This window comes from Streptomyces sp. JLBT605 (genome assembly GCF_058215555.1).
In genome coordinates, this window is record NZ_CM177087.1 from 2,216,531 (window position 1) to 2,237,638 (window position 21,108).

The window sequence follows — 21,108 nt, forward strand, 5'->3', positions numbered from 1 at the left end:
CGCCCGGTCGTATATTCGGTGGCCGACCGGAACGCCAGGCGGCACGATCGCGCCATGCCGGACTTCCTCACCACCGCCCGCCTGCGGCTGCGCGCCTTCACCGACACCGAGGCGGATCTGGACCACCTCGTCGACCTCGACAACGACCCGGAGGTCATGCGGTACATCAACGGCGGCAAGCCGGTCTCCCGCGAGTCTCTCCGCACCCGCTCGCTGCCGCGCCTGCTGCACGTCCACCCGTGCATCGGCACCCACGGCTTCTGGGCCGCCGAGGATCGGGCGACCGGAGCGTTCCTCGGCTGGTTCGAGCTGCGCCCGCTGGACGACCACAGCGCCGAGGTGGTCGAACTCGGCTACCGGCTGCGCAGGGCCGCCTGGGGCCAGGGCTACGCCACCGAGGGCTCCCGGGCACTCATCGGCAAAGCCTTCGCCGAGCTCGGCGTCGAGCGGATCACCGCCAACACGATGACGGTGAACGCCGGCTCCCGGCGCGTGATGGAGAAGTCGGGCCTCACCTTCCTGCGGACGTACTTCGGTGACTGGCCGGAGACGATCGACGGCTCGGCCCACGGCGAGGTGGAGTACGTCCTGGACCGGGACGACTGGCCGGTCGGCGCGGGGAGTTGAACGGACCCCCGCCGAGGCCGTCCAGCACACCGGCGCCCTTGGAAAGGAGGGTCTAACCGCCCACTCCCAGGAAGCGCAGCACCGCCAGCACCCGGCGGTGGTCGGCGTCCGCCTTGGGCAGGTCGAGTTTGGCGAGGATGCTGTTGATGTGCTTGGCGACCGCGCTCTCGCTGAACACGAGCTGGGCGGCGATGCCCGCGTTGGAGCGGCCCTCGGCCATCAGGGCCAGCACCTCCCGCTCACGGGCCGTCAGCCGCTCCAGCGGATCACTCGCCCGCCGCACCAGCAGCTGGGCGACGACCTGCGGGTCCAGCGCGGTGCCGCCGTCCGCCACCCGTCGCAGGGCCTCGATGAACTCCTCGACGTCGGCGACCCGTTGCTTGAGCAGGTAGCCCACCCCGCTGGTGTTGGTGGCGAGCAGCTCGGCCGCGTAGCGCTCCTCGACGTACTGGGAGAGCATCAGCACGGCGGTGGCCGGGCGGGACTCGCGGATCGACAGCGCGGCGCGCACCCCCTCGTCCGTGAAGCCGGGCGGCATCCGGACATCCACCAACGCCAGGTCGGGGCGGTGCTCCTCGACCGCGGCCAGCAGCCCTCGCGCGTCCCCCACCTCGGCCGCCACGTCGAAGCCGGCCATCTCCACCACCTTGACCAGCCCGATCCGCAGCAGCACGGAATCCTCGGCGATCACCGCGCGCTTCCTGTCCGGCACGGCGCGACGCGCGTCGGGGACGACAGGGGTCATGTCGGGCACGGCAGCTCCACGCTCATCATGGTCGGGCCCCCCACGGGGCTGCTCATCCGGAAGGTTCCGTCCACGGACCGCACCCGCTGGGCGAGTCCCTTCAGACCGCTGCCCTTGGACGGATCGGCCCCGCCCACACCGTCGTCGGCGATCACCACCCGCAGTATCCCGCCCAGCCGGGTGACCGTCACATCCGCCCGGCTCGCCTCGCGCGCGTGCTTGGCGATGTTCGTCAGCGCCTCGGAGACCACGAAGTACGCGACCGCCTCCACGGCCGGCGCCAACCGCTGCGGCAGCTCCACCCGCAGGCGGACCGGGAGCGGCGCCCGGGCCGCGAGTCCGGACAGCGCCGCGTCCAGCCCCAGTTCGTCCAGGACCGCCGGATGCAGCCCGCGCACGAGGTTGCTGAGTTCCTCGATCGCGTCCTTCGCCTCCCGGTGCGCGGTGTCGATCACCTCCCGCGCCTCCGGCGGCAGATCCGTCAGCGTGGCCTTGGCCAGCCCCAGGTTGAGCGCCAGCGACACCAGCCGCTGCTGGGCGCCGTCGTGCAGATCCCGCTCGATGCGGCGGCGCTCGGCGTCAGCGGCGTCCACGGCTCCGGCCCGGCTCTCGGTGAGGTCGGCCACCCGCCGCACCAGGTCCTCGCTCGGGTCGGGCCCCAGCAGAGCGGGCCCGAGGTGCGTCTCGAGGCGCGCCAGCGCCGCGGCGAGGGCGGGTACCGCGGCGAGCGCGGCGAGGCCGGCGAGGGTGACGTAGAACGCCTGGGTGCTGTAGCCGGGGTGGCTGATCCGCCACCCCAGGGGAACCACCCACACCCATCCGTACACCGTGGCGGCGGCCACGCCCGCCACGAGCAGGGACAGCAGCAGCACTTCGAGCGCGCCGACCAGCGCCCCGACCAGGCAGTGGTAGGCGAACTGCTGCTGCGTCCGCCGCCACCCGGGGCGGGGGATCTCGATCCCCAGCAGCCGCCGGAAGCGCCAGCGCTGTGCGGCGGTCAGCGCCGGCACGGCGAACACCGCCAAGACCAGCGTGAAACCCAGGACGACCGGCTCTTCGCTGCCCCGCCCCATGATGACCTCCGTCGTGAGCCCGAAGATCGTGAACAGCAGGAACCCCATGAGGAGGTGGAGCGGCGCGCCCAGGGCGAGGAAGGACGTGTCGCGGCTCAGGCGGGTCAGCAACCGCCGCGACCGGGGCGGGATGTTCATGATCCAACCGTATGCGCCGGTCGCCGCGGCCGACCATGCAGCTACTTCCCCGGCGAGGGGTGTAGCTGGTGCCACCCCAGGTCGGACAGCTGCGTTACTGACTCCCGCGGGCGCGGAGCGGAGTGTTGATCACGAGCCCGACGGCCGGGTTCACGACACCCCGAAGGACCTCCTGACGCCATGGCCCTCCCCGCCCCCACCGCCTTCACTGCCTTCCCTGCCTTCACTGCCTTCACTGCCTTCACCGCCGTTGCGGACGACGGACGCCGCGCGGGGGCCGGCGCCACCCGCCGAACGGCACGCCTCGGCCGTGCCCACCGCCGGCAGGGGCTGATACTGGCGGGCGCGGGGCTGGCCCTGCTGCCCTGGCTCGGCTACCTCGCCGGCACGCTGCCGCCCGCCGAAGCCGCCGCCTGGGTCGTCCTCGACGCCCTGGAGGCCGCCGCGCTGCTCGCCGCCGGCAGCCGCCTGCTGCACGCCGACGCCCGTCACCGCGCGCCCGCGGCCGCCGCGGCGGTACTCCTCCTCGCCGACGCCTGCCTCGACCTCGCCACCGCCGCCCCAGGCGCGGAACTGGCCACCGCCATCGCCATGGCCGCGGCCGCGGAGCTGCCGCTGGCGGCGATGTGCGCGCGGCTTGCCGTCCGCCGGCTGCGGTGACGGCGGGAGACCGCCTGAGGAACGCGGGAACTCCCGCCCGACGACGGCGGGCAACCTTCCGACGAAGGCGGGGAGTCGCCGCCCGATGAACGCAGGCGATTTCCGCCCGTAGAAATCACATGATCAACCCCTCGCCGTAACCCCCGCGACAACCGCGGCCGGTGGGATCCTCGCGACCATCCCCCACCAAGAAACCAGGTCATACCGTGAGGACATCTCTGCGCACGCGCGCCGCCCGGCGGGGCATCACCACCGTTTCCGTGGCGGCCACCGCGCTGCTCGTCGCCGCGGGGAGCGCTGCCGCGCTGCCCAGCAAGGCCCAGTGGCTGGCGGACGTCTCCGCCGCCGTCGCACCCGCCCACGACTACCTCGCCCAGCGGCTGCCCGCCGACGGTGAGAAGACCACGATCGTGCTGGACATCGACAACACCTCGCTGGCGACCGACTACGACGAGGGCCAGCCGATCGAAGCCACCCTCGATCTCGCGCGCTTCGCGCGGGAGAACGGGGCCGACGTCTGGTTCGTCACCAACCGCCGGGAGTCCGGGCGCAGTTCCACACTGCGGCAGCTGGACGACGCGGGGTTCCCGGTGGACGGGCTGTGCATGCGGCAGCCGGGTGACGACTCGTCCAAGGCGGAGATGAAGACGAACTGCCGCATCTCGATCGAGGACGAGGGCTACACGATCGTCGCGAACATCGGCAACCGCTCCACCGACCTGGACGGCGGCCACGCCGAGCGCACCTTCAAGCTGCCGGACTACGACGGACAGCTGCAGTAACCAGCGGACATGCCTGCCCCCGCCCGCCTCCTTGCGGCCCGGGCGGGGGCAGGCCGGGAGCGCTCACGGGATCTGAGCACGGCGAGGTGGAGTGCGCCCGTCTGTATCGATCCAGCCGTGCCAGCTGGGGCTCCAGAACGGATGGTGGCCTGCGATGAGCGCGCCTTCACGCTCGTCTTTTGCTGAAGGCCGGTCCTTCAGACTTCGATAAACAAGGCGCATTTACCCTGAGTGTCATCGACAAGAACAGCTGCCGCATATCTATCACGAGTGGAATTCCGGTAGAGCCACTTGTCGCGGGGGTCTTCCTTGCCGTCCCAGCCATCATCACGCGCCGTAAGGCTCAGAGTGTTAAACTCGGCGACGTTCGGCGAAATAGGCATAAGTTTATTCTCTTCAATGAACTCGCCAACATTCCGACAGGGAACCCGAAGGGCGGCATAAAGAGGATAATTGTCAACGTCGCTATTAGAATAGTACCGCATTCCCTCTGCGTCCCGAGGAAAGACCAACTGGTGGTCTCTAAATGACCGCCGGAGAGAGACATTGTTTTCGTCCAGATCCTCATCCAGGATGCATCCCGTGACGCCGAACGCGATCACCGCGATGATTGCGCCGAACAGCATCATCTTCGACCTACGTGCCATCACGACTAACCCCCGATACGGAACGTGCGCTGACCGATCACGTCGAAGTCCCTCGCCAGACCCACTTCGTTAAGTCGGGCCAAGTCATTCTTGAATACCCGGCGTGGACCTTCATCTCTCTCAAGGGGCAGGGGTCACCGGTTGAGTAGGGACTCCGCGATCGCGACGGAGGATGAGGCGAGACCGGTTTCGCCGTCGTCGATGTCCCATAGCGAGTTCTGCAGCAGCCGCCCGAGCGTCCAGCCGGTCGCGCGTGCGCGGTCCAGGCCGAGGACCTCGGTCAGCAGGTCGAAGCGGCGCCGCACCACGCGTAGGGCATCGTTCTTCAGGACGACGTCGTCCCACCTGCTGTCCAGGGCGGGCCAGAGGTCGAAGCCGGGGTCTCCGGCGAGCGGCTCGGGATCGATGGCGAGCCACGGCTCACGCTGAGCGGCGAGAACGTTGTCGTAGTGCAGATCCCAATGCAGCAGCCGGTCTCCGGGCTCGCCGACCAGCTCGGCCACCGCGGACGCCCAGCCGCGCAGGAGTTGCCGGTCTGCCGGGTCAGCCAGAGCCGCGACCGCTTCGGGAACCTTCTCCAGCATCTCGGTGGCGATGTCGCTCAGGCTGCGTAGTCCCTGCGGCGCCGGGACGCGGACCAGTCGGGCCTGAAGCTCGGCGAGGATGCCTATCGCAGTGTCGTCGTCCTCGATCGAGGTCAGCGTGCGCGCAGCGTCCAGCCGCTCCAGGAGCATGGTGCTGCTTTCGGGATCGTGGTCGAGCAGCCGCACCATCCCGTCGCCGTTCCAGGTGCGCAGTCCGATGAGTGCGGCGGTGGTCTCCTCTCTGGGCATCTGCAGTTTGAGGACCGCGCGCGTGCCGTGCTTACGCAGCACCGGCAGCACCAGCGAGGCTTCCCCGGCTCCGACCGCGCCGTCCCGTTTCAGCTCCCAGCGGTCCAGGAATTCCGCAACGAGGGCCGGCAGTCCGGCGATCCAGGCCCTTCCTTCCTCTCCGAAGGCTTTGGCGTACGACACCACCAGAGACTGCGGGACCTCGACCGCCTCTAACGCGCTCAAATCGTTGCCCTTCATCGGGAATCGCGTTTCCCGCTGCAACCTACCGCGTGCGGCTCGGCGAGCAGGCGGCGGTGTGACTGGTCGAAGACCCACAAGTCGTCGTCCACGATCCACGGCCGAATACTCACCTCAACAAGATCGCGTTACGGGCTCTAAGGAAACCCATGGATACGGGTTCATTCACGGCTCACCGGCCGGCTGCTCGGGTCGTTCCGTCGGCAGCGCGGGCAGGCGCAGGGCGGGTAGACGTGGGACATCATCGGCGGCAGGTGATCGCCTGGCATGATCTCCGCCTTCGCGCGCTCCTCGGTCACCGCGCCATCGGGGCTGATCCGGTAGACCCGCAGGGTCATCAACGGCACCCGCGGTTCCTGGTCGATGTGGTCGACGCGGTCGGTGCCCATCTCAGGCCACCTCCGCCCCGCGTGCGAGCCGCTCATGAGCGACGTAGTACGGGCGCACCAGAGCCACTTCCTCAGCGACGCGGCAGGCGGGGCGTCGGAGATGTGGAAGCTGCGGCGGGTCCCAGGGCCATACGAGGAGCACGCGCAGGGCGGTGCAGGAGCAGGGGTGTGCGGGGGTGGTTTCCCGGTGCCGGCCGGACGGCTCGAAGAAGCGCCTTACGCGCGCGAGGGCACGGAAGATAGAGTCGAACATGTCGTCCCGATGGCGAACTGAACCGCCCGGTCCGAGCCCGTCACCGTCCATGGAGACAGCCGGGTGACCGACTCGGCGGGGGCGTGCTCGTCCCGTACCACGTCGCGGTAGATCCGCAGGTCGGTGCGCTGGTTGCGCATGAGCGTGAACGCCGAATACGGGGAGAAGCGGCCGGACGCGAGACCGTCGCCGTCAACGGTCAGCTTCAGCAGCCCGTAGCAGAACCAGGGCGTCTCCCACGGGGTGAGGATCACCCCGCCCGGTCTCGTCTGCTCCAGCCAGGCGCGCGGCACTCCCCGTACTGAGCTGGGGGAGGCGGGGCGCGTGCAGGTCGTCAACTCGTCGCCCACCCACACCTTCGCTGGCGGGAAGGCGTGCCGGGGCGCGGCCCGGAAGGCACGTTCCCACTCGGGCGCGAGCGGCGCGGAGAGAGTTTCGCTGAGGGTGCTGAGCAGGCCGCGCATGGCGGTCTGCTCAGCCGCTCCGATGTGCGTCATCGAGGATCGCGCTCTGCTTCCCGTGCTTCGGCGGCTGCTTGGGCTGCGAGGTGTCCGACGAGGGCGCCGAGGTGCCGGGGTCCTTCTTCACCGCGTGCTTCCCGTCGCCTCCACCACCGCCGTTGCCGGTTCCCCAACCCATGTCCACTCCTTCGCGGTTGTGTTCCTCACCTGCGGTGCAGGAACCCACCCCGGTTGCACGTCATGGCACCAGTGGCCAGGCCGGAGCGGGCGTCACTGAGGAGCATGTGGCCGATCGCCAGGACGTAGGAACCACATTCAAAACCCACTCCGGGACGTCCCGCGTTGGGTAGAACGTCCCTAGCGCCGCCCCTAGTTGCAAGGAGAGAGTGAGATGTCGAATGAGAGGCTCCGTGCCGCCATGGCGGCTGGCGGTTGGACGTACGCCACCCTCGCCGACAAGGTCGAGGTCGACCCCAAGTCCGTGGAGCGGTGGGTCAACCTGGGACGTACGCCACGTCGCGCCACAGCCATGATGGCTGCGGAAACGTTAGGAGAAGACGTGCACGCCCTATGGCCGGCGCTACGCCAGGCGCGCCCGGCCCGCGTGGTCAGCCCAGAACTCATCGCGCTCTACGACCAGCGGGCGGACATTCCTGTATCCGCCTTTGTGGACATGCTGGCTCAGGCTGGCGAGCGCATCGACGTACTGGTCTACGCCGCTGTCTTCCTGCACGAGGCGTACCCGCGCCTCAATGATCTTTTGCGAGAGCGGGCGGCCGAGGGCTGCGCGATCCGTATCGCCATCGGCGATGCTGGGAGCACGAGCGTGCAGCGACGAGGAGCCGAGGAGAAATTCGGTCACGGAATCGAGTCCCGTTGCCGACTCGCGCTCATGCACTATCGTCCACTGGTCGGGCTTCCCGGTGTCGAAGTCCGGACCCATACCACCACGCTCTACAACTCGATCTACCGCGCGGATGATCAGGCGCTGATCAATGCCCATGTCTTCGGCGTGAACGCCTACGGTGCACCTGTGTGGCACCTTCGCCGGGGCGAGGCAGGCGGCCTGTTCGACACCTACGCTGCCAGCTTCGACGCGGTGTGGGCGACCGCGGTGCCCGTCACGGAAGGGTGATCATGGCGCGGACCGAGTACTACGACGATCCAGATGCCCCCGAGCCCAATAGCCTGGTCGTCGCGGCGTCCGCTGTCGTCACCGACGAGGAGGGCCGCATTCTCCTCCAGCGCCGCCGCGACAGCGGCCTTTGGGCGCTGCCTGGCGGGGGCATGGAAATGACCGACTCGCTGCCCGGCACCGCCGTCCGCGAGGTGCGGGAGGAGACGGGCCTGGACGTGGAGATCACCGGGCTTGTCGGCACGTACACCGACCCACGCCATGTCATCGCTTACACCGACGGCGAGGTGCGCCGACAGTTCAACGTCTGCTTCACCGCGCGCGTGCTCGGCGGGCGACTCGCGATCTCGCACGAATCCACGGAGCTGCGCTTCGTCGCGCCAGAGGAGCTGGACGGCTTGGCCATGCACCATACGCAGCGGCTTCGGATCTGCCACTTCCTGGAACACCGCGACCGGCCGTACCTCGGCTGAAGCAGAAGGTCTGGCGCGAGTAACAGGCCCCACGGAGCAGGGGCTCCGCCCCCAGGCCGATGCGCGGGGCGGCGTCGCGCGCGTACGGTCGGGGCATGGCTGATACCCCTGATCACTCCGCTCCCTCCTCCGCCGACGCGCCTCGTCTCGATCTCGACGCGTATCTGGCGCGCATCGGCTGGACGGGCGGGCGGCCCAAGGCGAGTGCGGAGGCGCTGCGGTCGGTGCACCGGGCGCACGTCCAGGGCATCCCGTTCGAGAACATCGAGCCCATGCTCGGCGCCGCGCCAGCCCTCGCGCTGCCGGAGCTGCAGGCGAAGCTGGTCCGCAGCCGCCGTGGCGGTTACTGCTACGAGCACAACACCCTCTTCGCCGCCGCCCTCGAAGCGCTCGGCTTCGGCGTCACCCGGCTCACCGCACGCGTCCGCGTCGGCTCGAAGGGCGCCATCCGGCCCCGTACGCACATGCTGCTGCTGGTGGACGTGCCGGGCGAGACCGGGCCGTACCTCGCCGACGTGGGGTTCGGCCACAACGGCGGGCTGCTGGAGGCCGTGCCGCTGGTGGTCGGCGAGGAGTTCCGGGACGGCGACCGCCTCCATCGCCTGATCCGGGAGCCGCATCACGGGCTGGAGGACCTCTGGGTGCTCCAGGCGATCGAGAACGGCGCCTGGTCCGACCAGTACGCCTTCACCCGGGAGCCGTTCGAGCCCGGCGATTACGAGGTCATCAACTGGCACGTGGCCACCAACCCTCGCTCCCCCTTCCAGCACACCCTCTACGTCCAGCGCACCAGCCCCGACGCCCACCTCGCCCTGACCGGCAGGACGCTGGTGACGACGCGCGCCGACGGCACGCGCGAGGAACGCCTGCTGGCGGACGCGGACGAGCTGCGGCGGGTGCTGGATGCCGACTTCGACATCGAGCTGCCGCTGGGGGCGCGGCTGGAGTTCTAGGAGCCGATGGGGCTGGTGATAGGGGCTGGTGATCGGGGCTGGTGGTCCGGGGCCGGGTTCACAGCGCCAGCTTGAACCCGTCGTGGCTGCGGGCGAAGCCGAGGGAGTCGTAGAAGCGGTGGGCCTCGGTGCGGCGCTTGTTGCTGGTGAGCTGGATCAGGGTGCAGCCCCGGGCGCGGGCGCGGTCGATGGCCCAGGTCAGCAGCGAGCGGCCGAGGCCGGTGCCGCGGCGGTCGGGGCGTATGCGGACGGCCTCGACGAGGGCGCGCTCCTGGCCGTGGCGGCCGAGGCCGGGGATGTAGGTGAGCTGGAGACAGCCGATGACGGTGCCGTCGGCCTCGGCGAGGACGACCATCTCGTTGCGCGGGTCGGCGTCGACGGCCTCGAAGGCCCGGACGTACGCCTCGTCGGGCTCGACCGTCGCCGGGTCGATCACCGTGTCCTCGTCGGACAGCAGGGCGACGATGGCGGGTAGGTCCTGAGCAGTGGCGATGCGGAAGATCATGGCCGAGAGCATGCCAAAAAATGGCCTCGCCGAGGGAACCGGATCAGCGATGGGAAAACGGGGCATTCCCGCCGGATGCCCGTTACGCGGACGAGATGATTCCGATGGGAATGATCTTTACGTTGGGCAACGCAGCCAGCCAGACCTCACGGCCCCACACGTAAGCGCAGGACGGCATGCGAGCCCATCACCCACTTACCTCCCTGACCAGGAGATACGCATGTCCATCGTGAAGTTCCGCCGCCGCACCGCCGTCCCCGCCATCGCCGCCGTGGCCATGGCGGCCGCCCTCCTCGCGCCGGCCGCGAGCGCCGTCGCCGCCGGCCCGGCGAAGGCTCCGGCCCCGGTCGCCAAGCAGTCCAGGATCATCGACTCGGTGCGCACCGAGAAGCTGATCGACGGCTCCACCGCCAAGATCTACAAGAGGGGCGCCCACCACTACACGATGAAGGTCGTCTCCGAGGGCTACGTGGTGGCGACGCTGGACGCGAACCAGCGGGACGCCGGGTTCCAGAGCGGGCACGGGATGTACGTCGTGCTCACCGCCGACGGTCAGGTGCGGTCCTGGACCGGTGGGTGGCACTTCGGGCCGGGCACGTTCAAGTTGAGCGACGGCTCCACGGCCAAGGTCACGGTGGGCAAGAACCGCGCCACCATGGAGATCTCCTACCGAGGCGAGGTGTACGGCACGATCGTCGCGAAGGACCACGACACGGGGGTCAACGCCAACGGCATGTACATCGTGCTCACCCCCGACGGCACCTTCAGCACCTGGGTCGACTGACCCACCGGCCACCACAGCAGACGCGTGTGGGCCCTCCCCCGCGAAGGGGAGGGCCCACACGCATGCGGTCACGCGGTCACGCGGTCACGCCGTCACGCGAAGCGCCGGCGCGCGGTCACGCGAAACGCTGGCTCGCGGAGCCGTCGCACTTCTGGAGGCGGACCGGGTCCTTCGCCGAGGCCAGGGTCAGGCACAGGTCCTGGGCTGCCGTCGGGCGGAGGGATCCGCCGCTCGCGGTGAACTTCTGGTTGGCGCCGCCGTGGCAGTCCCACAGGACCACCGCCGCGCCGGCGGCGTACTTGCCCTCGGGGACGTCCAGGCACCGGTCCTGGCTGAGCTCGGTGTGGACCGAGCCGCGCTCGGAATCGTGCCACCAGCTCTGGTTGCGGCCGCCGTGGCAGTCCCAGCCGACGACCGCCGTGCCGTTGCGGCTGGAGGACGCCGTGGCGTCCACGCAGGCGCCGGTCGCGGCGTTCTTCAGCGGGCGGTACTTGTCGTCCCAGGCGCCCGGGAAGAGCAGCGGCTTGCCGCTGGAGGCGGCGTCCGCGCAGCTCGCCTCACGCAGCGAGGAGTTGTACAGCTGGGTGAGGCAGGAGGCGAAACCCGCGTGACCTGCGGCGTTGGGGTGGAAGGACTGCCGGACGGAGTTGGAGTCCGGCGGGAAGGGATTGGTCAGGTCGATCCACAGGCCGCGGGCCCAGGCGGTCTCGGTACACACCTCGTGGCCGTGGAAGAGCCGGGAGTTGTCCAGGTAGAACGCGCCGGTGTCCTTGGCGACCTGGCGCATGCCGCGCTCGAAGGCGGGCACGGCGGTGTTGCGGCCCCAGGCCGCGTCCGAGGTGTAGCCCGTACAGCCGCCCGGCAGCTTGCCGGGGAAGTTCGGGTTGTCCTCGAAGTCGGGGCCGATGGGGCTGGGGTAGCCCATGACGACGAGCTTGTAGTCGCTGTCGGCGTACCCGGCGTCCCGCATCACGGTGCGCAGGTCGCGCACGGTCGTCTCGACCTTGGGGACGAGGGCGTCCACCCGTGCCTGCCAGCCGGGCGCGTACTTGGGCTCGCAGGTGCCCTGGAGGGTGAACCAGCGGGTCACGCAGTCGGTCATGACCGGACCGAACTGGAGGTCGTCGTTGGCGCCGGCGACCAGCAGCACCATCTTGATCCTGGTGTTGCGGGCCTTGATGGCCAGACTGTCGCTCTGGACGAGCTCGTCGGCGTACTGCTTGGTGCCGCCGATGCGGATGTTGCCGGTGTACGCGCCGGAGCAGGCGACGTTGTAGGTGACGTCGGCCGGGATGCCGGTGCGGTGGATGGCGGCGTCGGGCGAGCGGTGGCACCAGTTGTCCGGGCCGTTGGTGCCGGGCTCGTAGGAGCCCACGCCCTCGCCGGAGATCTCGCTGTCGCCGAGGGAGATGAGGGAGGTCTTGCGCTGGTCGAGGGGGCGCTCGGCCGAGTCGCCGTAGAGCTTCGCCGCCTCGTCCGCGCGGACCTTCTCCAGCTCCGGCGGGAGGGGGGTGGGGGATGCGGTGGCGCGGGTCTCGGCGTTCGCCGTGGGGGCGGTGCCGGCCATGCCGCCGAGGGCGGCCGCGCAGGCCGCGACGGCCACCAGAGTGGAGCGCACGCTGTGACTTCTCCGATGCATGGTGCCTTCCCGGGGGTTGGTGTTACCTCGGGTATTTACTGGCAGGTAGCGGTGGTTGGGAATACATCGGACGAGACAAAGGCTCTACTTTTCGAAGATTTCCAGGAGGTTGGTGACGATGACCGAGGTCGGCCAGGGCCTTGATAACGGCGGGAACGACGCGGGGGTCACCCAGGGCGCGGCCCAGGGTGAGTTCCGCATCGAGCACGACTCGATGGGCGAGGTGCGGGTGCCCGCGCACGCCAAATGGCGGGCGCAGACGCAGCGCGCGGTGGAGAACTTCCCGATCAGCGGGCAGCGGCTGGAGCGGGCGCACATCGCGGCGCTGGCGCGGATCAAGGAGGCCGCGGCCCGGGTCAACGCCGGGCTCGGCGTGATCGACCAGGACATCGCGGACGCCGTCGCGGAGGCCGCCGCCGAGGTCGCCGACGGCCGCTGGGACGACCACTTCCCGGTGGACGTCTTCCAGACCGGCTCCGGCACCTCCTCGAACATGAACACCAACGAGGTGATCGCCACCCTGGCGACCGAGCGGCTGGGCCGCGCGGTCCATCCCAACGACCATGTGAACGCCAGTCAGTCCTCCAACGACGTCTTCCCGTCCTCGATCCACATCGCGGCCACCGCCGCCGTCACCGCGGATCTGATCCCGGCGCTGGAGCACCTGGCAGCGGCCCTGGAGCGCAAGGCGGAGGAGTTCGCGGAGGTCGTCAAGTCCGGGCGTACGCACCTGATGGACGCCACTCCGGTGACGCTCGGCCAGGAGTTCGGCGGCTACGCGGCGCAGGTGAGGTACGGCGTGGAGCGGCTGCGGGCGGCGCTGCCGCGGCTGGCCGAGCTGCCGCTGGGCGGCACGGCGGTGGGCACCGGGATCAACACCCCGCCCGGCTTCTCCGCCGCGGTGATCGCCGAGGTGGCGCGGGTCACCGGGCTGCCGCTGACCGAGGCGCGGAACCACTTCGAGGCGCAGGGCGCGCGGGACGGGCTGGTGGAGACCTCGGGCCAGCTGCGGACCATCGCCGTCGGACTGACCAAGATCGCCAACGATCTGCGCTGGATGGCCTCGGGCCCGCGCACCGGGCTGGCCGAGATCGCGCTGCCCGACCTCCAGCCCGGTTCGTCGATCATGCCCGGCAAGGTCAATCCGGTGGTCCCGGAGGCGGTACTGATGGTCGCCGCCCAGGTCACCGGGAACGACGCCACGGTCGCCTGGGCCGGCGCGGCGGGCAACTTCGAGCTCAATGTGATGCTGCCGGTGATGGGGAAGAACGTCCTGGAGTCCATCCGGCTGCTGGCCGCCGCCTCCCGGCTGCTCGCGGACCGCACCATCGACGGGATCACCGCTAACGCCGAGCGCGCCCGTGAGTACGCCGAGTCCTCCCCCTCGGTGGTGACCCCGCTCAACCGCTACATCGGATACGAGGAGGCGGCCAAGGTCGCCAAGAAGTCGCTCGCGGAGCGGAAGACCATCCGTCAGGTGGTCATCGAGTCCGGCTATGTCGAGCAGGGGCTGCTGACGCTGGAGCAGCTGGACGAGGCGCTGGACGTGCTGCGGATGACGCGCCCCTGAGCGCGGCGGCGGCGCCGTATCGCCAGCAGCGGCGCCGCCGCGGGAGCACCGGCTGCGGCTCGCCGGGCCGCGCTGAGGTGCGAGCACCGGGGCCGGACCGTGCGGAACACCGGCCCCTTCCGGTGCGGCATATGTCACGGCGCGGCATATGTCACGGCGGGACGCCACGGCACCCACCTAAGATCTGCTCATGACAGCGGACACGGTGGAGACGGCGGGCACGGCGGGGGACATCAGATCCTGGGCGCCGGGCGACCACATCCTGTGGCGCTACCGCGGCAACGCCAGCGACCGCATCCACATCTGCCGCCCGGTGACCGTGGTGCGCGACACCCCCGAGCTGCTGGCCGTCTGGCTGGCACCGGACACCACCTGCGTGAAGCCGCAGCTCGCCGACGGTACGTCGGTGCACCGCGAGCCGCTGTCCACCCGGTACACCAAGCCGCGCACCACCACCCGGTGCCGCTGGCTGGGCACCGGCGTGCTCAAGCTGGCCCGGCCCGGCGATCCCTGGTCGGTGTGGCTGTTCTGGGAGCCGGACTGGCGTTTCAAGAACTGGTACGTGAATCTCGAGGAGCCGCACCGCCGGTGGAGCGGCGGCGTCGACTCCGAGGACCATTTCCTGGACATCGCGGTCTACCCGGACCGCAGCTGGGAATGGAAGGACGAGGACGAGTTCGCGCAGGCCCAGCTGGCGGGGTTGATGACGGACCGGCAGGCTACGCGCGTCCGGTCCGCGGGGCAGGCCGCCGCGCGGCTCATCGCCGCCTGGGGAGCTCCGTTCCGGGACGGCTGGGAGGACTGGCGGCCCGATCCGTCCTGGAGCGTCCCGTCTCTGCCGAGCGACTGGAACCGGCCCCCGGCCCAGTTGGGGCCATGAACCTCTTGCTGTCCCCCTGTGTTTCAAACGTAGGATCGTCGTCCGGAAGACTGCGCACACGGGAGGACACGAGTCGTAAGACTTCGGGCGCAACTCGCGGGCGTTGCGGAAAGTTTGACGCACGGTCACAGGAGGGGCGGGAGTCGTGAGCGGTGACGGCGACAGCGGCGTCGGCGGCTACGAGGGTTATGAGGGGTACGACCGGCTGGAGATCGACCGAACCGGTCAGGGGGAGGCGTTCGACGCCATCGGCGACCGGTACGACGAGGCCTTCCCGCACAAGGAAGGCCAGCTGGAGACCGGCCGCTGGCTGGCCGGGAATCTCCCCCCGGGCTCCCGGGTGCTGGACGTGGGCTGCGGAACCGGCCTGCCGACGGCACGTCAGCTCGTGGAGAGCGGACACCAGGTGGTGGGCATCGACATCTCGCCGGGCATGCTGAAGCTCGCCCGGCACCATGTCCCTGGTGCCGAGTTCCACCGGGTGGATCTGGCCGATCTGCGTGCCGGCGGGACATGGGGGCCCGGCGGGCCGCGTGACCTGGGCACCTTCGACGGCATCGCGGCCTTCTTCGCCCTGCTGATGCTGCCGCGCGCGGAGATCCCGCACGCCCTGCGGACCCTGCACGGACTGCTGAGACCCGGGGGGCTGTTGGGGCTCTCCATGGTCGAGGCCGACGTCGACGACTTCTCGATTCCGTTCCTGGGCCACACGATCCGGGTATCCGGTTACCTGCGGGACGAATTGCGTCAGGTCGTCCGTGACGCGGGTTTCGAGGTGATCGGGGAGGAGTCCCACGCGTACGCGCCGGCCAGCACGGACGTACCACCTGAGATCCAGCTCTTCCTGCACTGCCGACGACGTGCCTGACACACGGTGCGCCCGATGGAGAACGGCGCACAGCCCCGGACGGACGGAAACCTACGCGTGACGGAGCACCCCACCTCCCCCGAGAAGCGGCAGGCCGCCACACCTGCCGCGGCCTCGCGCACCCAGAAGGCGGCCGAAGCCGCGGGTCCACCCCAGCAGCGGCAGGCGGCCGCGCGGCCGCACGGCGCGGCTCCGGGGCCGCGGGGGACGACCCGGGGCCAGGATCCGCGCACCGCGGTGCGGCGGGCCGGCAGCGAGCAGTCAGAGCACAGCACCCCGGAGGGCGAGCACGTGTGGGATTCGGAGCCGGGCACCAGCAGCGGCGGCATCCGCCGGTCCGCGGCGCCGGACGACCGGCCCGGCGAGCAGCGCCCGGCCGGCGACGCGGCACGGCCCCGGACCGGTGCGACCCGGACCGGGTCGACCGCGAGTGAACATCCGGACCAGCTGGGGGTTTCTCCTGGGGGTAATCCCCCAACCACCGCCGGAGGGACCCCCGCCACCGCCTGGGGGAGACGGTCGGGGGACGCGGCCGAGGGGGACACCGGGGGTGAGGCGGCCGCGGCGCGCGGCCGCCGCGCCCGCGCGTCCCGGTCCGGCCGCACGGACCGCGAGGCCGCTGGGGCGGCGGGACAGGGGCACGGCGAGATGACGGACGAGACCGGGCGAGCGGACACCGCGGGCGACACGGCCCCGCCCACCTCCGCCGGCCCCTCCGCCGACCCCTCGGCCGACCGGCCCCCGGCCGCGGGCCACTCCGGTGGCCGGTCCGGTGACGGCACCCACCGCGTCCCCGCCCCGGGCTCCGCCCCGGACGACTCCCCCGGATCCCACACCGACCCGGGCGCTGGGTCGCGCTCCGGCACGGGCAGCGCTGGGTCGCGCTCCGGCACGGGCAGCGCTGGGTCGCGCTCCGGCACGGGCAGCGCTGGGTCGCGCTCCGGCACGGAGGCTGGGGCCGCCTCCAAGCGGGGGGCGGCCGCGGACGCGGAGCGGGCCGCGGCCGAGCGGGCCGCCGCTGACCGTGCGGCCGCTGAGCGAGCCGCCGCCGCGGACGCCGGGCCGACCACCGCCGAGCGCGGCGACGCCGAGCACGCCGCGGCGGAGGGAACGGCCGAGGGCGAGCGGCTGGCTGCCGCCGAAGCCGAGCAGGCCGCCGCCGAACGGGCCGCGCAGGCCGAGCGGGCTGAGGCCGAGCGGGTCGCCGAGGCCGAGCGCGTCGCTGAAGCCGAGCGCGCTGCCGAGGCTGAACGGGCGGCGGCTGTGGATCGGGCTTCGGGGGCCGGGGACTTCCCGCCGGGGCCGCCGCTGGGCGGCAGCGGGGCGGCGGAGACGGCCGCCACGCGGGACCGGGGCGGGGACCGGCTGCGCTTCGTGGGCGCCGCGACCCGGCGGATCGCGCGGGGCATCGACCTCGACGAGATCGTGCTCGGCCTGTGCCGGGCCACCGTGCCCACCTTCGCCGACGCGATCCTGGTCTATCTGCGCGACCCGCTGCCGGTCGGCGACGAGCGCCCGGTCGGCCCGGTGGTGCTGCGGCTGCGCCGTACCGACCGGATCCCGGAAGAGCCGGACACCGACGGGGTCCGGCTGCCGCTGATGCCCGCTCAGCCGGACCTGTCGCCGCTGATGGCCGGCGGCCCGGCGAACGAGCTGTGCGAGGTGGAGCCGGGAGGTCCGCTGGCCGAGGTGCTGCGCGGGGTGCGGCCGGTGTTCGGGGACTCCCCCGCCGCCCGCGCCGCCCTGCCGGAGCTGCTGGGCGACGGTCGCACCGTGGCGACCGGCCAGCGGACCGTGCTGGCGCCGCTGCGCGGCCGCCGGCGCGTCATCGGCGCCGCCGTCTTCGTACGCCGCCCGGACCGGCCGTCGTTCGAGCCGGACGACCTGCTGGTCGCCGCCCAGCTGGCCACCCACACCGCGCTCGGCGTCGACAAGGCGGTGCTCTACGGCCGCGAGGTGTACATCGCCGACGAGTTGCAGCGCACCATGCTGCCCGACTCCCTCCCGCAGCCCACCGGAGTCCGGCTGGCCAGCCGCTACCTGCCCGCCGCGGAGACCGCGCGCGTCGGCGGCGACTGGTACGACGCGATCCCGCTGCCCGGCAACCGGGTGGCGCTGGTCGTCGGGGACGTGATGGGGCATTCGATGACCTCGGCCGCGATCATGGGGCAGCTGCGCACCACCGCGCAGACCCTGGCCGGGCTCGACCTGCCGCCGCAGGAGGTGCTGCACCACCTGGACGAGCAGGCGCAGCGGCTTGGCACCGACCGGATGGCGACCTGCCTGTACGCGGTCTACGACCCCGTCGCGCACCGGATGGTGGTGGCCAACGCGGGCCATCCGCCGCCGGTGATGCTGCACCGCGGCGGCCGCGCGGAGGTGCTGCGGGTGCCGCCGGGCGCGCCGATCGGCGTCGGCGGGGTGGACTTCGAGGCGGTGGAGCTGGACGCCCCGGAGGGCGCCACGCTGCTGCTGTACACCGACGGTCTGGTCGAGTCGCGGATGCGGGACGTGTGGACCGGGATCGAGCAGCTGCGCGAGCGGCTGGCCGCGACCGCCCGGCTGATCGGCCCCAACCCGCCGCCGCTGGAACCGCTGTGCGACGAGGTGCTGGACATGCTCGGTCCGGGTGACCGGGATGACGACGTGGCGCTGCTGGCGGCCCGCTTCGAGGGGATCGCGCCGAGCGACGTGGCGTACTGGTTCCTGGACCCGAAGGCGCAGACGGCCGGCCAGGCGCGCCGGCTGGCCCGCCGGGCGCTGGACCGCTGGGGGCTGGGCGAGCTGTCGGACTCGGTGGAGCTGCTGGTCAGCGAGGTGGTGACGAACGCCGTGCGGTACGCCGAGCGGCCCATCACGCTGCGCCTGCTGCGCACCGATGTGCTGCGCTGCGAGGTCGGCGACGACGTCCCGCAGCTGCCGCGGCTCCGCCAGGCGCGGCCGTCCGACGAGGGCGGGCGCGGGCTGTACCTGGTCAACCGGCTGGCGCGCCGGTGGGGCGCGACGCGGCTCAGCACCGGGAAGGTGGTCTGGTTCGAGCTGGCGATGCCGCCGGTTTCCTGAAAGGGAAGACGGCTGAGGCGGCCGGCCGCCTCAGCCGTCCGACCGGCCCGTTCAGCCGCCGTGGAACACCCGCGGCCGGCCGTTCGACTCCGCGGTCGGGTCGGTGGTGGGTGGGAAGGTCGGCTCCGTCGGCTCCCCGGTCGGTGTCGGGGTGGGCCAGGTCGGGGTCGGCGTCGGGGTCGGGCTCGGCTTGGTCGGGGTGGGGGTCGGGCTCGGGGTCTCCTTGGTCGGCGTCGGGGTCGGCGTCGGCGTGGAGGTCTTCGGCGCGCGGGTCGCGGGCGCCGTCGTCGGCGGCGGCGGCACCGCCGCGCCCATGTCGGTGTCCAGGTCGAACTCCGACGGCGAGGCGCCGTCGAGCACCTCGTCCATGTACGCGCCCCAGATGTCGGCCGGGTAGTCGGCGCCGTTGACGCGCCCGTCGCCGCCCGCGCCGCGCATGCTGACCTGCTTGCCGCCCTTGCCCTCGCCGAACAGGCCGACCGAGGTGACCAGGTCCGGGGTGTAGCCGACGAACCAGGCCGACTTGTTGTCGTCGGAGGTGCCGGTCTTGCCCGCCACGTCCTGGCCGCTGCGCCGGACCGCGGTGCCGGTGCCCTCGTCGACCACGCCGGTCAGCACCGAGGTGACGGAGTCGGCGGTCTCGCGGCTGACCACCTTCTCGCCGATGGCGTCGGGCAGGTCGGCCTCCTCGCCGTCCTTCGTCGCCGACTTCACCAGCTGCGGGGTGACCTTGGTGCCGTGGTTGTCCAGGGTGGCGTAGACCCCGGCCATGTCCCGCGGGCTGGCGCCCATCACGCCCAGCGACATCGCGGGCTCCAGGCCGAAGCCGCCCGCCTTGGGGTTCAGGCCCAGGTCGGTGGCGGTCTGCTTGACCTTGTCCAGGCCGACGTCGACGGCCATCTGCGCGAAGACGGAGTTGACCGAGTGGTTCATGGCCTTCTGGACGGTGATCCGGCCGAAGTCCACGTTGTCCTCGTTGGGCGGCGCGAAGGGCGTGGTGCTGCCGACGACGGGCCGCCGGCTGTTGCCGTCGTAGACGGTGTCGGCGGAGATCGGGGCGCCGTCCCGGGTGGTGGAGCCGTGCTCCAGCGCGGCGGCCAGGATCAGCGGCTTGAAGGTGGAGGCGGGCTGGTAGTCCCGGCGGGTGGAGTTGTCCGTGTAGTGGTCGGGGTAGCCCCGGCCGCCGTAGAGGGCGACGATCGCCCCGGTCTTGGGATCCACCGAGGTGGCGCCGGCCTGCACCTGGCCGTCGACCTTGCGGGTCTTCGGGTCCAGCGCCTCGTTGAGCTGCTGGTCGACCGCGTGCTCCAGGGCCTGCTGCTTCTTCCTGTCGATGTTGAGGCGGATGGTCCAGCCACCGGCCTCCAGCTCCTGGTCGTCGATGCCGGCGCGGTGCAGCTCCTGCTTGGCCGCCTCGACCAGGTAGCCGGCCTGGCCCTTGATGCCGGGCAGCGGCTGCGGCTTCTTCGGGTAGGGGAACTTCATGCCGGAGCGGTCGGCGGCGTCCAGCCAGTCCTTCTCGACCATGTTGTCCAGGACGTAGTTCCAGCGCTGCTTGACCAGCCGCCTGCCGTTGGGGCCGGCCGTCGCCCAGTCGTAGTGGCTGGGCGCCTGGAGCAGGGCGGCCAGGTAGGCGCCCTCCCGGACGTTGAGCTCCTCGACGTTCTTGCGGTAGTAGGCCCGGGCCGCCGCCTGGATGCCGTAGGCGCCGCGCCCGTAGTAGCTGGTGTTGATGTAGCCCTCGAGGATCTCGTCCTTGGACATCCGCTGGTCCACCTTGAGCGAGATCACCAGCTCCCTGAGCTTCCGGCTGACCGTCTGCTCCTGGCTCAGGTAGTAGTTCTTGACGTACTGCTGGGTGATGGTGGAGCCGCCCTGCTTGCCCTTGCCGAGCACGGTGTTGATCATGCCGCGCGCGGTGCCGGTGAGGGAGACGCCGGAGTCGCTGTAGAAGTTCTTGTTCTCGGCGGCGACGAAGGTGTGCTGCACCTCTTTGGGTATTCGGGACAGCGGCACCGACTCACGGTTCACATCGCCGGTCCGGGCCAGGATGCTGCCGTCGCTGTAGGTGTAGATGTTGCTCTGCGCCTTCGCCTCGGCGTTGGCCTTGGGCACGTCCACCCACAGGTAGAGCGCGAAGAAGGACCCCATCAGCAGCGCGCAGAAGGACAGGAAGTAGGCGAGCAGCAGCTTCCACGTGAAGAAGCGGCGTATGCCGGTCTTCTTCGCCTTCTTTCCCTTCGACGCCCGCTTCGCCGCGCGGGTGCTCTGCTGCCGCGCCCGCCGCTCGTCCGCTCTGCCCATCGCTCCTGTCGCTCCAGTCTTCGCATCCCCCAGGCCAGCTGTCGAAGCTAACACCGCATCTGCCGCCAAATGGCCATCGATCAAGC

At 71.1% G+C, this 21,108-nt stretch carries 21 protein-coding genes; 11 read left to right on the forward strand and 10 right to left on the reverse strand.

The annotated features are described in order from the left end of the window. The first annotated feature begins 54 nt into the window (after positions 1 to 54). A complete protein-coding gene (locus AC4BDD_RS09925) occupies positions 55 to 627 on the forward strand; it encodes a GNAT family N-acetyltransferase (RefSeq protein WP_490690625.1) in 573 nt (190 codons plus the stop codon). A gap of 52 nt (positions 628 to 679) precedes the next feature. On the opposite strand, the gene AC4BDD_RS09930 is transcribed toward AC4BDD_RS09925, so the two are convergent. Further along, entirely contained in the window at positions 680 to 1,372 is a 693-nt protein-coding gene (locus tag AC4BDD_RS09930; RefSeq protein ID WP_490691724.1) for a response regulator transcription factor, read from the reverse strand. Beyond that, positions 1,369 to 2,583 (reverse strand): sensor histidine kinase, encoded by a 1,215-nt coding sequence (locus AC4BDD_RS09935; RefSeq protein WP_490690626.1) that lies wholly within the window; start codon positions 2,581 to 2,583, stop codon positions 1,369 to 1,371. The genes AC4BDD_RS09930 and AC4BDD_RS09935 overlap by 4 nt, the downstream gene beginning before the upstream one ends. A 180-nt stretch (positions 2,584 to 2,763) precedes the next feature. On the opposite strand from AC4BDD_RS09935, the gene AC4BDD_RS09940 reads away from it, so the two are divergent. Continuing rightward, the gene (locus AC4BDD_RS09940; protein ID WP_490690627.1) at positions 2,764 to 3,243 is read left to right on the forward strand and encodes a hypothetical protein; all 480 of its coding nucleotides are present in this window, start codon (positions 2,764 to 2,766) and stop codon (positions 3,241 to 3,243) included. Between the two features lie 206 nt (positions 3,244 to 3,449). After that, positions 3,450 to 4,025 carry an HAD family acid phosphatase gene (locus AC4BDD_RS09945; protein WP_490690628.1) on the forward strand — a complete coding sequence of 192 codons (576 nt, stop codon included), beginning with the start codon at positions 3,450 to 3,452 and terminating at the stop codon, positions 4,023 to 4,025. 197 nt (positions 4,026 to 4,222) lie between these two features. Here the strand turns inward: AC4BDD_RS09945 and AC4BDD_RS09950 are convergent, their stop codons facing one another. From AC4BDD_RS09950 to AC4BDD_RS09970, 5 genes are all read right to left on the reverse strand, one after another. Next, entirely contained in the window at positions 4,223 to 4,654 is a 432-nt protein-coding gene (locus AC4BDD_RS09950; protein WP_490690629.1) for a hypothetical protein, read from the reverse strand. 152 nt (positions 4,655 to 4,806) lie between these two features. Next, positions 4,807 to 5,745 (reverse strand): aminoglycoside phosphotransferase family protein, encoded by a 939-nt coding sequence (locus AC4BDD_RS09955; RefSeq protein ID WP_490690630.1) that lies wholly within the window; start codon positions 5,743 to 5,745, stop codon positions 4,807 to 4,809. A 161-nt stretch (positions 5,746 to 5,906) separates the two neighbouring features. Then, the gene (locus AC4BDD_RS09960; RefSeq protein WP_490690631.1) at positions 5,907 to 6,134 is read right to left on the reverse strand and encodes a hypothetical protein; all 228 of its coding nucleotides are present in this window, start codon (positions 6,132 to 6,134) and stop codon (positions 5,907 to 5,909) included. A gap of 216 nt (positions 6,135 to 6,350) precedes the next feature. Then, positions 6,351 to 6,884 (reverse strand): hypothetical protein, encoded by a 534-nt coding sequence (locus AC4BDD_RS09965; protein WP_490690632.1) that lies wholly within the window; start codon positions 6,882 to 6,884, stop codon positions 6,351 to 6,353. Beyond that, positions 6,862 to 7,026, reverse strand: coding sequence for a hypothetical protein (locus AC4BDD_RS09970; RefSeq protein ID WP_490690633.1), 165 nt, complete (start codon positions 7,024 to 7,026; stop codon positions 6,862 to 6,864). Before AC4BDD_RS09970 ends, AC4BDD_RS09965 begins: the two co-directional genes overlap by 23 nt. Positions 7,027 to 7,239: 213 nt before the next feature. On the opposite strand from AC4BDD_RS09970, the gene AC4BDD_RS09975 reads away from it, so the two are divergent. The 3 genes from AC4BDD_RS09975 (at position 7,240) to AC4BDD_RS09985 (ending at position 9,409) form a co-directional block, all read left to right on the forward strand. Then, positions 7,240 to 7,983 (forward strand): XRE family transcriptional regulator, encoded by a 744-nt coding sequence (locus AC4BDD_RS09975; RefSeq protein WP_490690634.1) that lies wholly within the window; start codon positions 7,240 to 7,242, stop codon positions 7,981 to 7,983. Between the two features lie 2 nt (positions 7,984 to 7,985). After that, positions 7,986 to 8,456 (forward strand): NUDIX domain-containing protein, encoded by a 471-nt coding sequence (locus tag AC4BDD_RS09980; protein ID WP_490690635.1) that lies wholly within the window; start codon positions 7,986 to 7,988, stop codon positions 8,454 to 8,456. Positions 8,457 to 8,551: 95 nt separating this feature from the next. Beyond that, positions 8,552 to 9,409 (forward strand): arylamine N-acetyltransferase family protein, encoded by an 858-nt coding sequence (locus AC4BDD_RS09985; protein WP_490690636.1) that lies wholly within the window; start codon positions 8,552 to 8,554, stop codon positions 9,407 to 9,409. Between the two features lie 58 nt (positions 9,410 to 9,467). Here the strand turns inward: AC4BDD_RS09985 and AC4BDD_RS09990 are convergent, their stop codons facing one another. Next, the gene (locus AC4BDD_RS09990; RefSeq protein ID WP_490690637.1) at positions 9,468 to 9,914 is read right to left on the reverse strand and encodes a GNAT family N-acetyltransferase; all 447 of its coding nucleotides are present in this window, start codon (positions 9,912 to 9,914) and stop codon (positions 9,468 to 9,470) included. Positions 9,915 to 10,134: 220 nt separating this feature from the next. On the opposite strand from AC4BDD_RS09990, the gene AC4BDD_RS09995 reads away from it, so the two are divergent. After that, a complete protein-coding gene (locus tag AC4BDD_RS09995; protein WP_490690638.1) occupies positions 10,135 to 10,698 on the forward strand; it encodes a hypothetical protein in 564 nt (187 codons plus the stop codon). A gap of 115 nt (positions 10,699 to 10,813) precedes the next feature. Here the strand turns inward: AC4BDD_RS09995 and AC4BDD_RS10000 are convergent, their stop codons facing one another. Further along, the gene (locus AC4BDD_RS10000) at positions 10,814 to 12,337 is read right to left on the reverse strand and encodes a ricin-type beta-trefoil lectin domain protein (RefSeq protein ID WP_490690639.1); all 1,524 of its coding nucleotides are present in this window, start codon (positions 12,335 to 12,337) and stop codon (positions 10,814 to 10,816) included. Positions 12,338 to 12,551: 214 nt separating this feature from the next. Between AC4BDD_RS10000 and AC4BDD_RS10005 the strand changes: the two genes are divergently transcribed. The 4 genes from AC4BDD_RS10005 to AC4BDD_RS10020 all read left to right on the forward strand — a co-directional run bounded on the left by AC4BDD_RS10005 (position 12,552) and on the right by AC4BDD_RS10020 (position 18,718). Then, positions 12,552 to 13,907, forward strand: coding sequence for a class II fumarate hydratase (locus tag AC4BDD_RS10005; RefSeq protein ID WP_490691725.1), 1,356 nt, complete (start codon positions 12,552 to 12,554; stop codon positions 13,905 to 13,907). 190 nt (positions 13,908 to 14,097) lie between these two features. Further along, the gene (fomD, locus tag AC4BDD_RS10010) at positions 14,098 to 14,787 is read left to right on the forward strand and encodes a cytidylyl-2-hydroxypropylphosphonate hydrolase (RefSeq protein ID WP_490690640.1); all 690 of its coding nucleotides are present in this window, start codon (positions 14,098 to 14,100) and stop codon (positions 14,785 to 14,787) included. A 145-nt stretch (positions 14,788 to 14,932) separates the two neighbouring features. Continuing rightward, a complete protein-coding gene (locus AC4BDD_RS10015; RefSeq protein WP_490690641.1) occupies positions 14,933 to 15,655 on the forward strand; it encodes a class I SAM-dependent methyltransferase in 723 nt (240 codons plus the stop codon). 1,128 nt (positions 15,656 to 16,783) lie between these two features. Next, complete coding sequence (locus tag AC4BDD_RS10020) at positions 16,784 to 18,718, forward strand: SpoIIE family protein phosphatase (RefSeq protein ID WP_490691726.1); 1,935 nt, start codon at positions 16,784 to 16,786, stop codon at positions 18,716 to 18,718. Between the two features lie 51 nt (positions 18,719 to 18,769). On the opposite strand, the gene AC4BDD_RS10025 is transcribed toward AC4BDD_RS10020, so the two are convergent. Then, positions 18,770 to 21,022 (reverse strand): transglycosylase domain-containing protein, encoded by a 2,253-nt coding sequence (locus tag AC4BDD_RS10025; protein ID WP_490690642.1) that lies wholly within the window; start codon positions 21,020 to 21,022, stop codon positions 18,770 to 18,772. Between the last annotated feature and the right edge of the window lie 86 nt (positions 21,023 to 21,108).

What these genes read in the sequence shown, in the direction of transcription:
- AC4BDD_RS09925 (WP_490690625.1), top strand. Translation starts at nt 55, where the DNA reads ATGCCGGACTTCCTCACCACCGCCCGCCTGCGGCTGCGCGCCTTCACC.
- AC4BDD_RS09935 (WP_490690626.1), bottom strand. Translation starts at nt 2,583, where the DNA reads ATGAACATCCCGCCCCGGTCGCGGCGGTTGCTGACCCGCCTGAGCCGC.
- AC4BDD_RS10005 (WP_490691725.1), top strand. Translation starts at nt 12,552, where the DNA reads ATGGGCGAGGTGCGGGTGCCCGCGCACGCCAAATGGCGGGCGCAGACG.
- AC4BDD_RS09980 (WP_490690635.1), top strand. Translation starts at nt 7,986, where the DNA reads ATGGCGCGGACCGAGTACTACGACGATCCAGATGCCCCCGAGCCCAAT.
- AC4BDD_RS09965 (WP_490690632.1), bottom strand. Translation starts at nt 6,884, where the DNA reads ATGACGCACATCGGAGCGGCTGAGCAGACCGCCATGCGCGGCCTGCTC.
- AC4BDD_RS09940 (WP_490690627.1), top strand. Translation starts at nt 2,764, where the DNA reads ATGGCCCTCCCCGCCCCCACCGCCTTCACTGCCTTCCCTGCCTTCACT.
- AC4BDD_RS09960 (WP_490690631.1), bottom strand. Translation starts at nt 6,134, where the DNA reads ATGGGCACCGACCGCGTCGACCACATCGACCAGGAACCGCGGGTGCCG.
- fomD (WP_490690640.1), top strand. Translation starts at nt 14,098, where the DNA reads ATGACAGCGGACACGGTGGAGACGGCGGGCACGGCGGGGGACATCAGA.
- AC4BDD_RS10000 (WP_490690639.1), bottom strand. Translation starts at nt 12,337, where the DNA reads ATGCATCGGAGAAGTCACAGCGTGCGCTCCACTCTGGTGGCCGTCGCG.
- AC4BDD_RS09975 (WP_490690634.1), top strand. Translation starts at nt 7,240, where the DNA reads ATGTCGAATGAGAGGCTCCGTGCCGCCATGGCGGCTGGCGGTTGGACG.
- AC4BDD_RS09930 (WP_490691724.1), bottom strand. Translation starts at nt 1,372, where the DNA reads ATGACCCCTGTCGTCCCCGACGCGCGTCGCGCCGTGCCGGACAGGAAG.
- AC4BDD_RS09970 (WP_490690633.1), bottom strand. Translation starts at nt 7,026, where the DNA reads ATGGGTTGGGGAACCGGCAACGGCGGTGGTGGAGGCGACGGGAAGCAC.
- AC4BDD_RS09990 (WP_490690637.1), bottom strand. Translation starts at nt 9,914, where the DNA reads ATGATCTTCCGCATCGCCACTGCTCAGGACCTACCCGCCATCGTCGCC.
- AC4BDD_RS09955 (WP_490690630.1), bottom strand. Translation starts at nt 5,745, where the DNA reads ATGAAGGGCAACGATTTGAGCGCGTTAGAGGCGGTCGAGGTCCCGCAG.
- AC4BDD_RS09995 (WP_490690638.1), top strand. Translation starts at nt 10,135, where the DNA reads ATGTCCATCGTGAAGTTCCGCCGCCGCACCGCCGTCCCCGCCATCGCC.
- AC4BDD_RS09985 (WP_490690636.1), top strand. Translation starts at nt 8,552, where the DNA reads ATGGCTGATACCCCTGATCACTCCGCTCCCTCCTCCGCCGACGCGCCT.
- AC4BDD_RS10025 (WP_490690642.1), bottom strand. Translation starts at nt 21,022, where the DNA reads ATGGGCAGAGCGGACGAGCGGCGGGCGCGGCAGCAGAGCACCCGCGCG.
- AC4BDD_RS09950 (WP_490690629.1), bottom strand. Translation starts at nt 4,654, where the DNA reads ATGATGCTGTTCGGCGCAATCATCGCGGTGATCGCGTTCGGCGTCACG.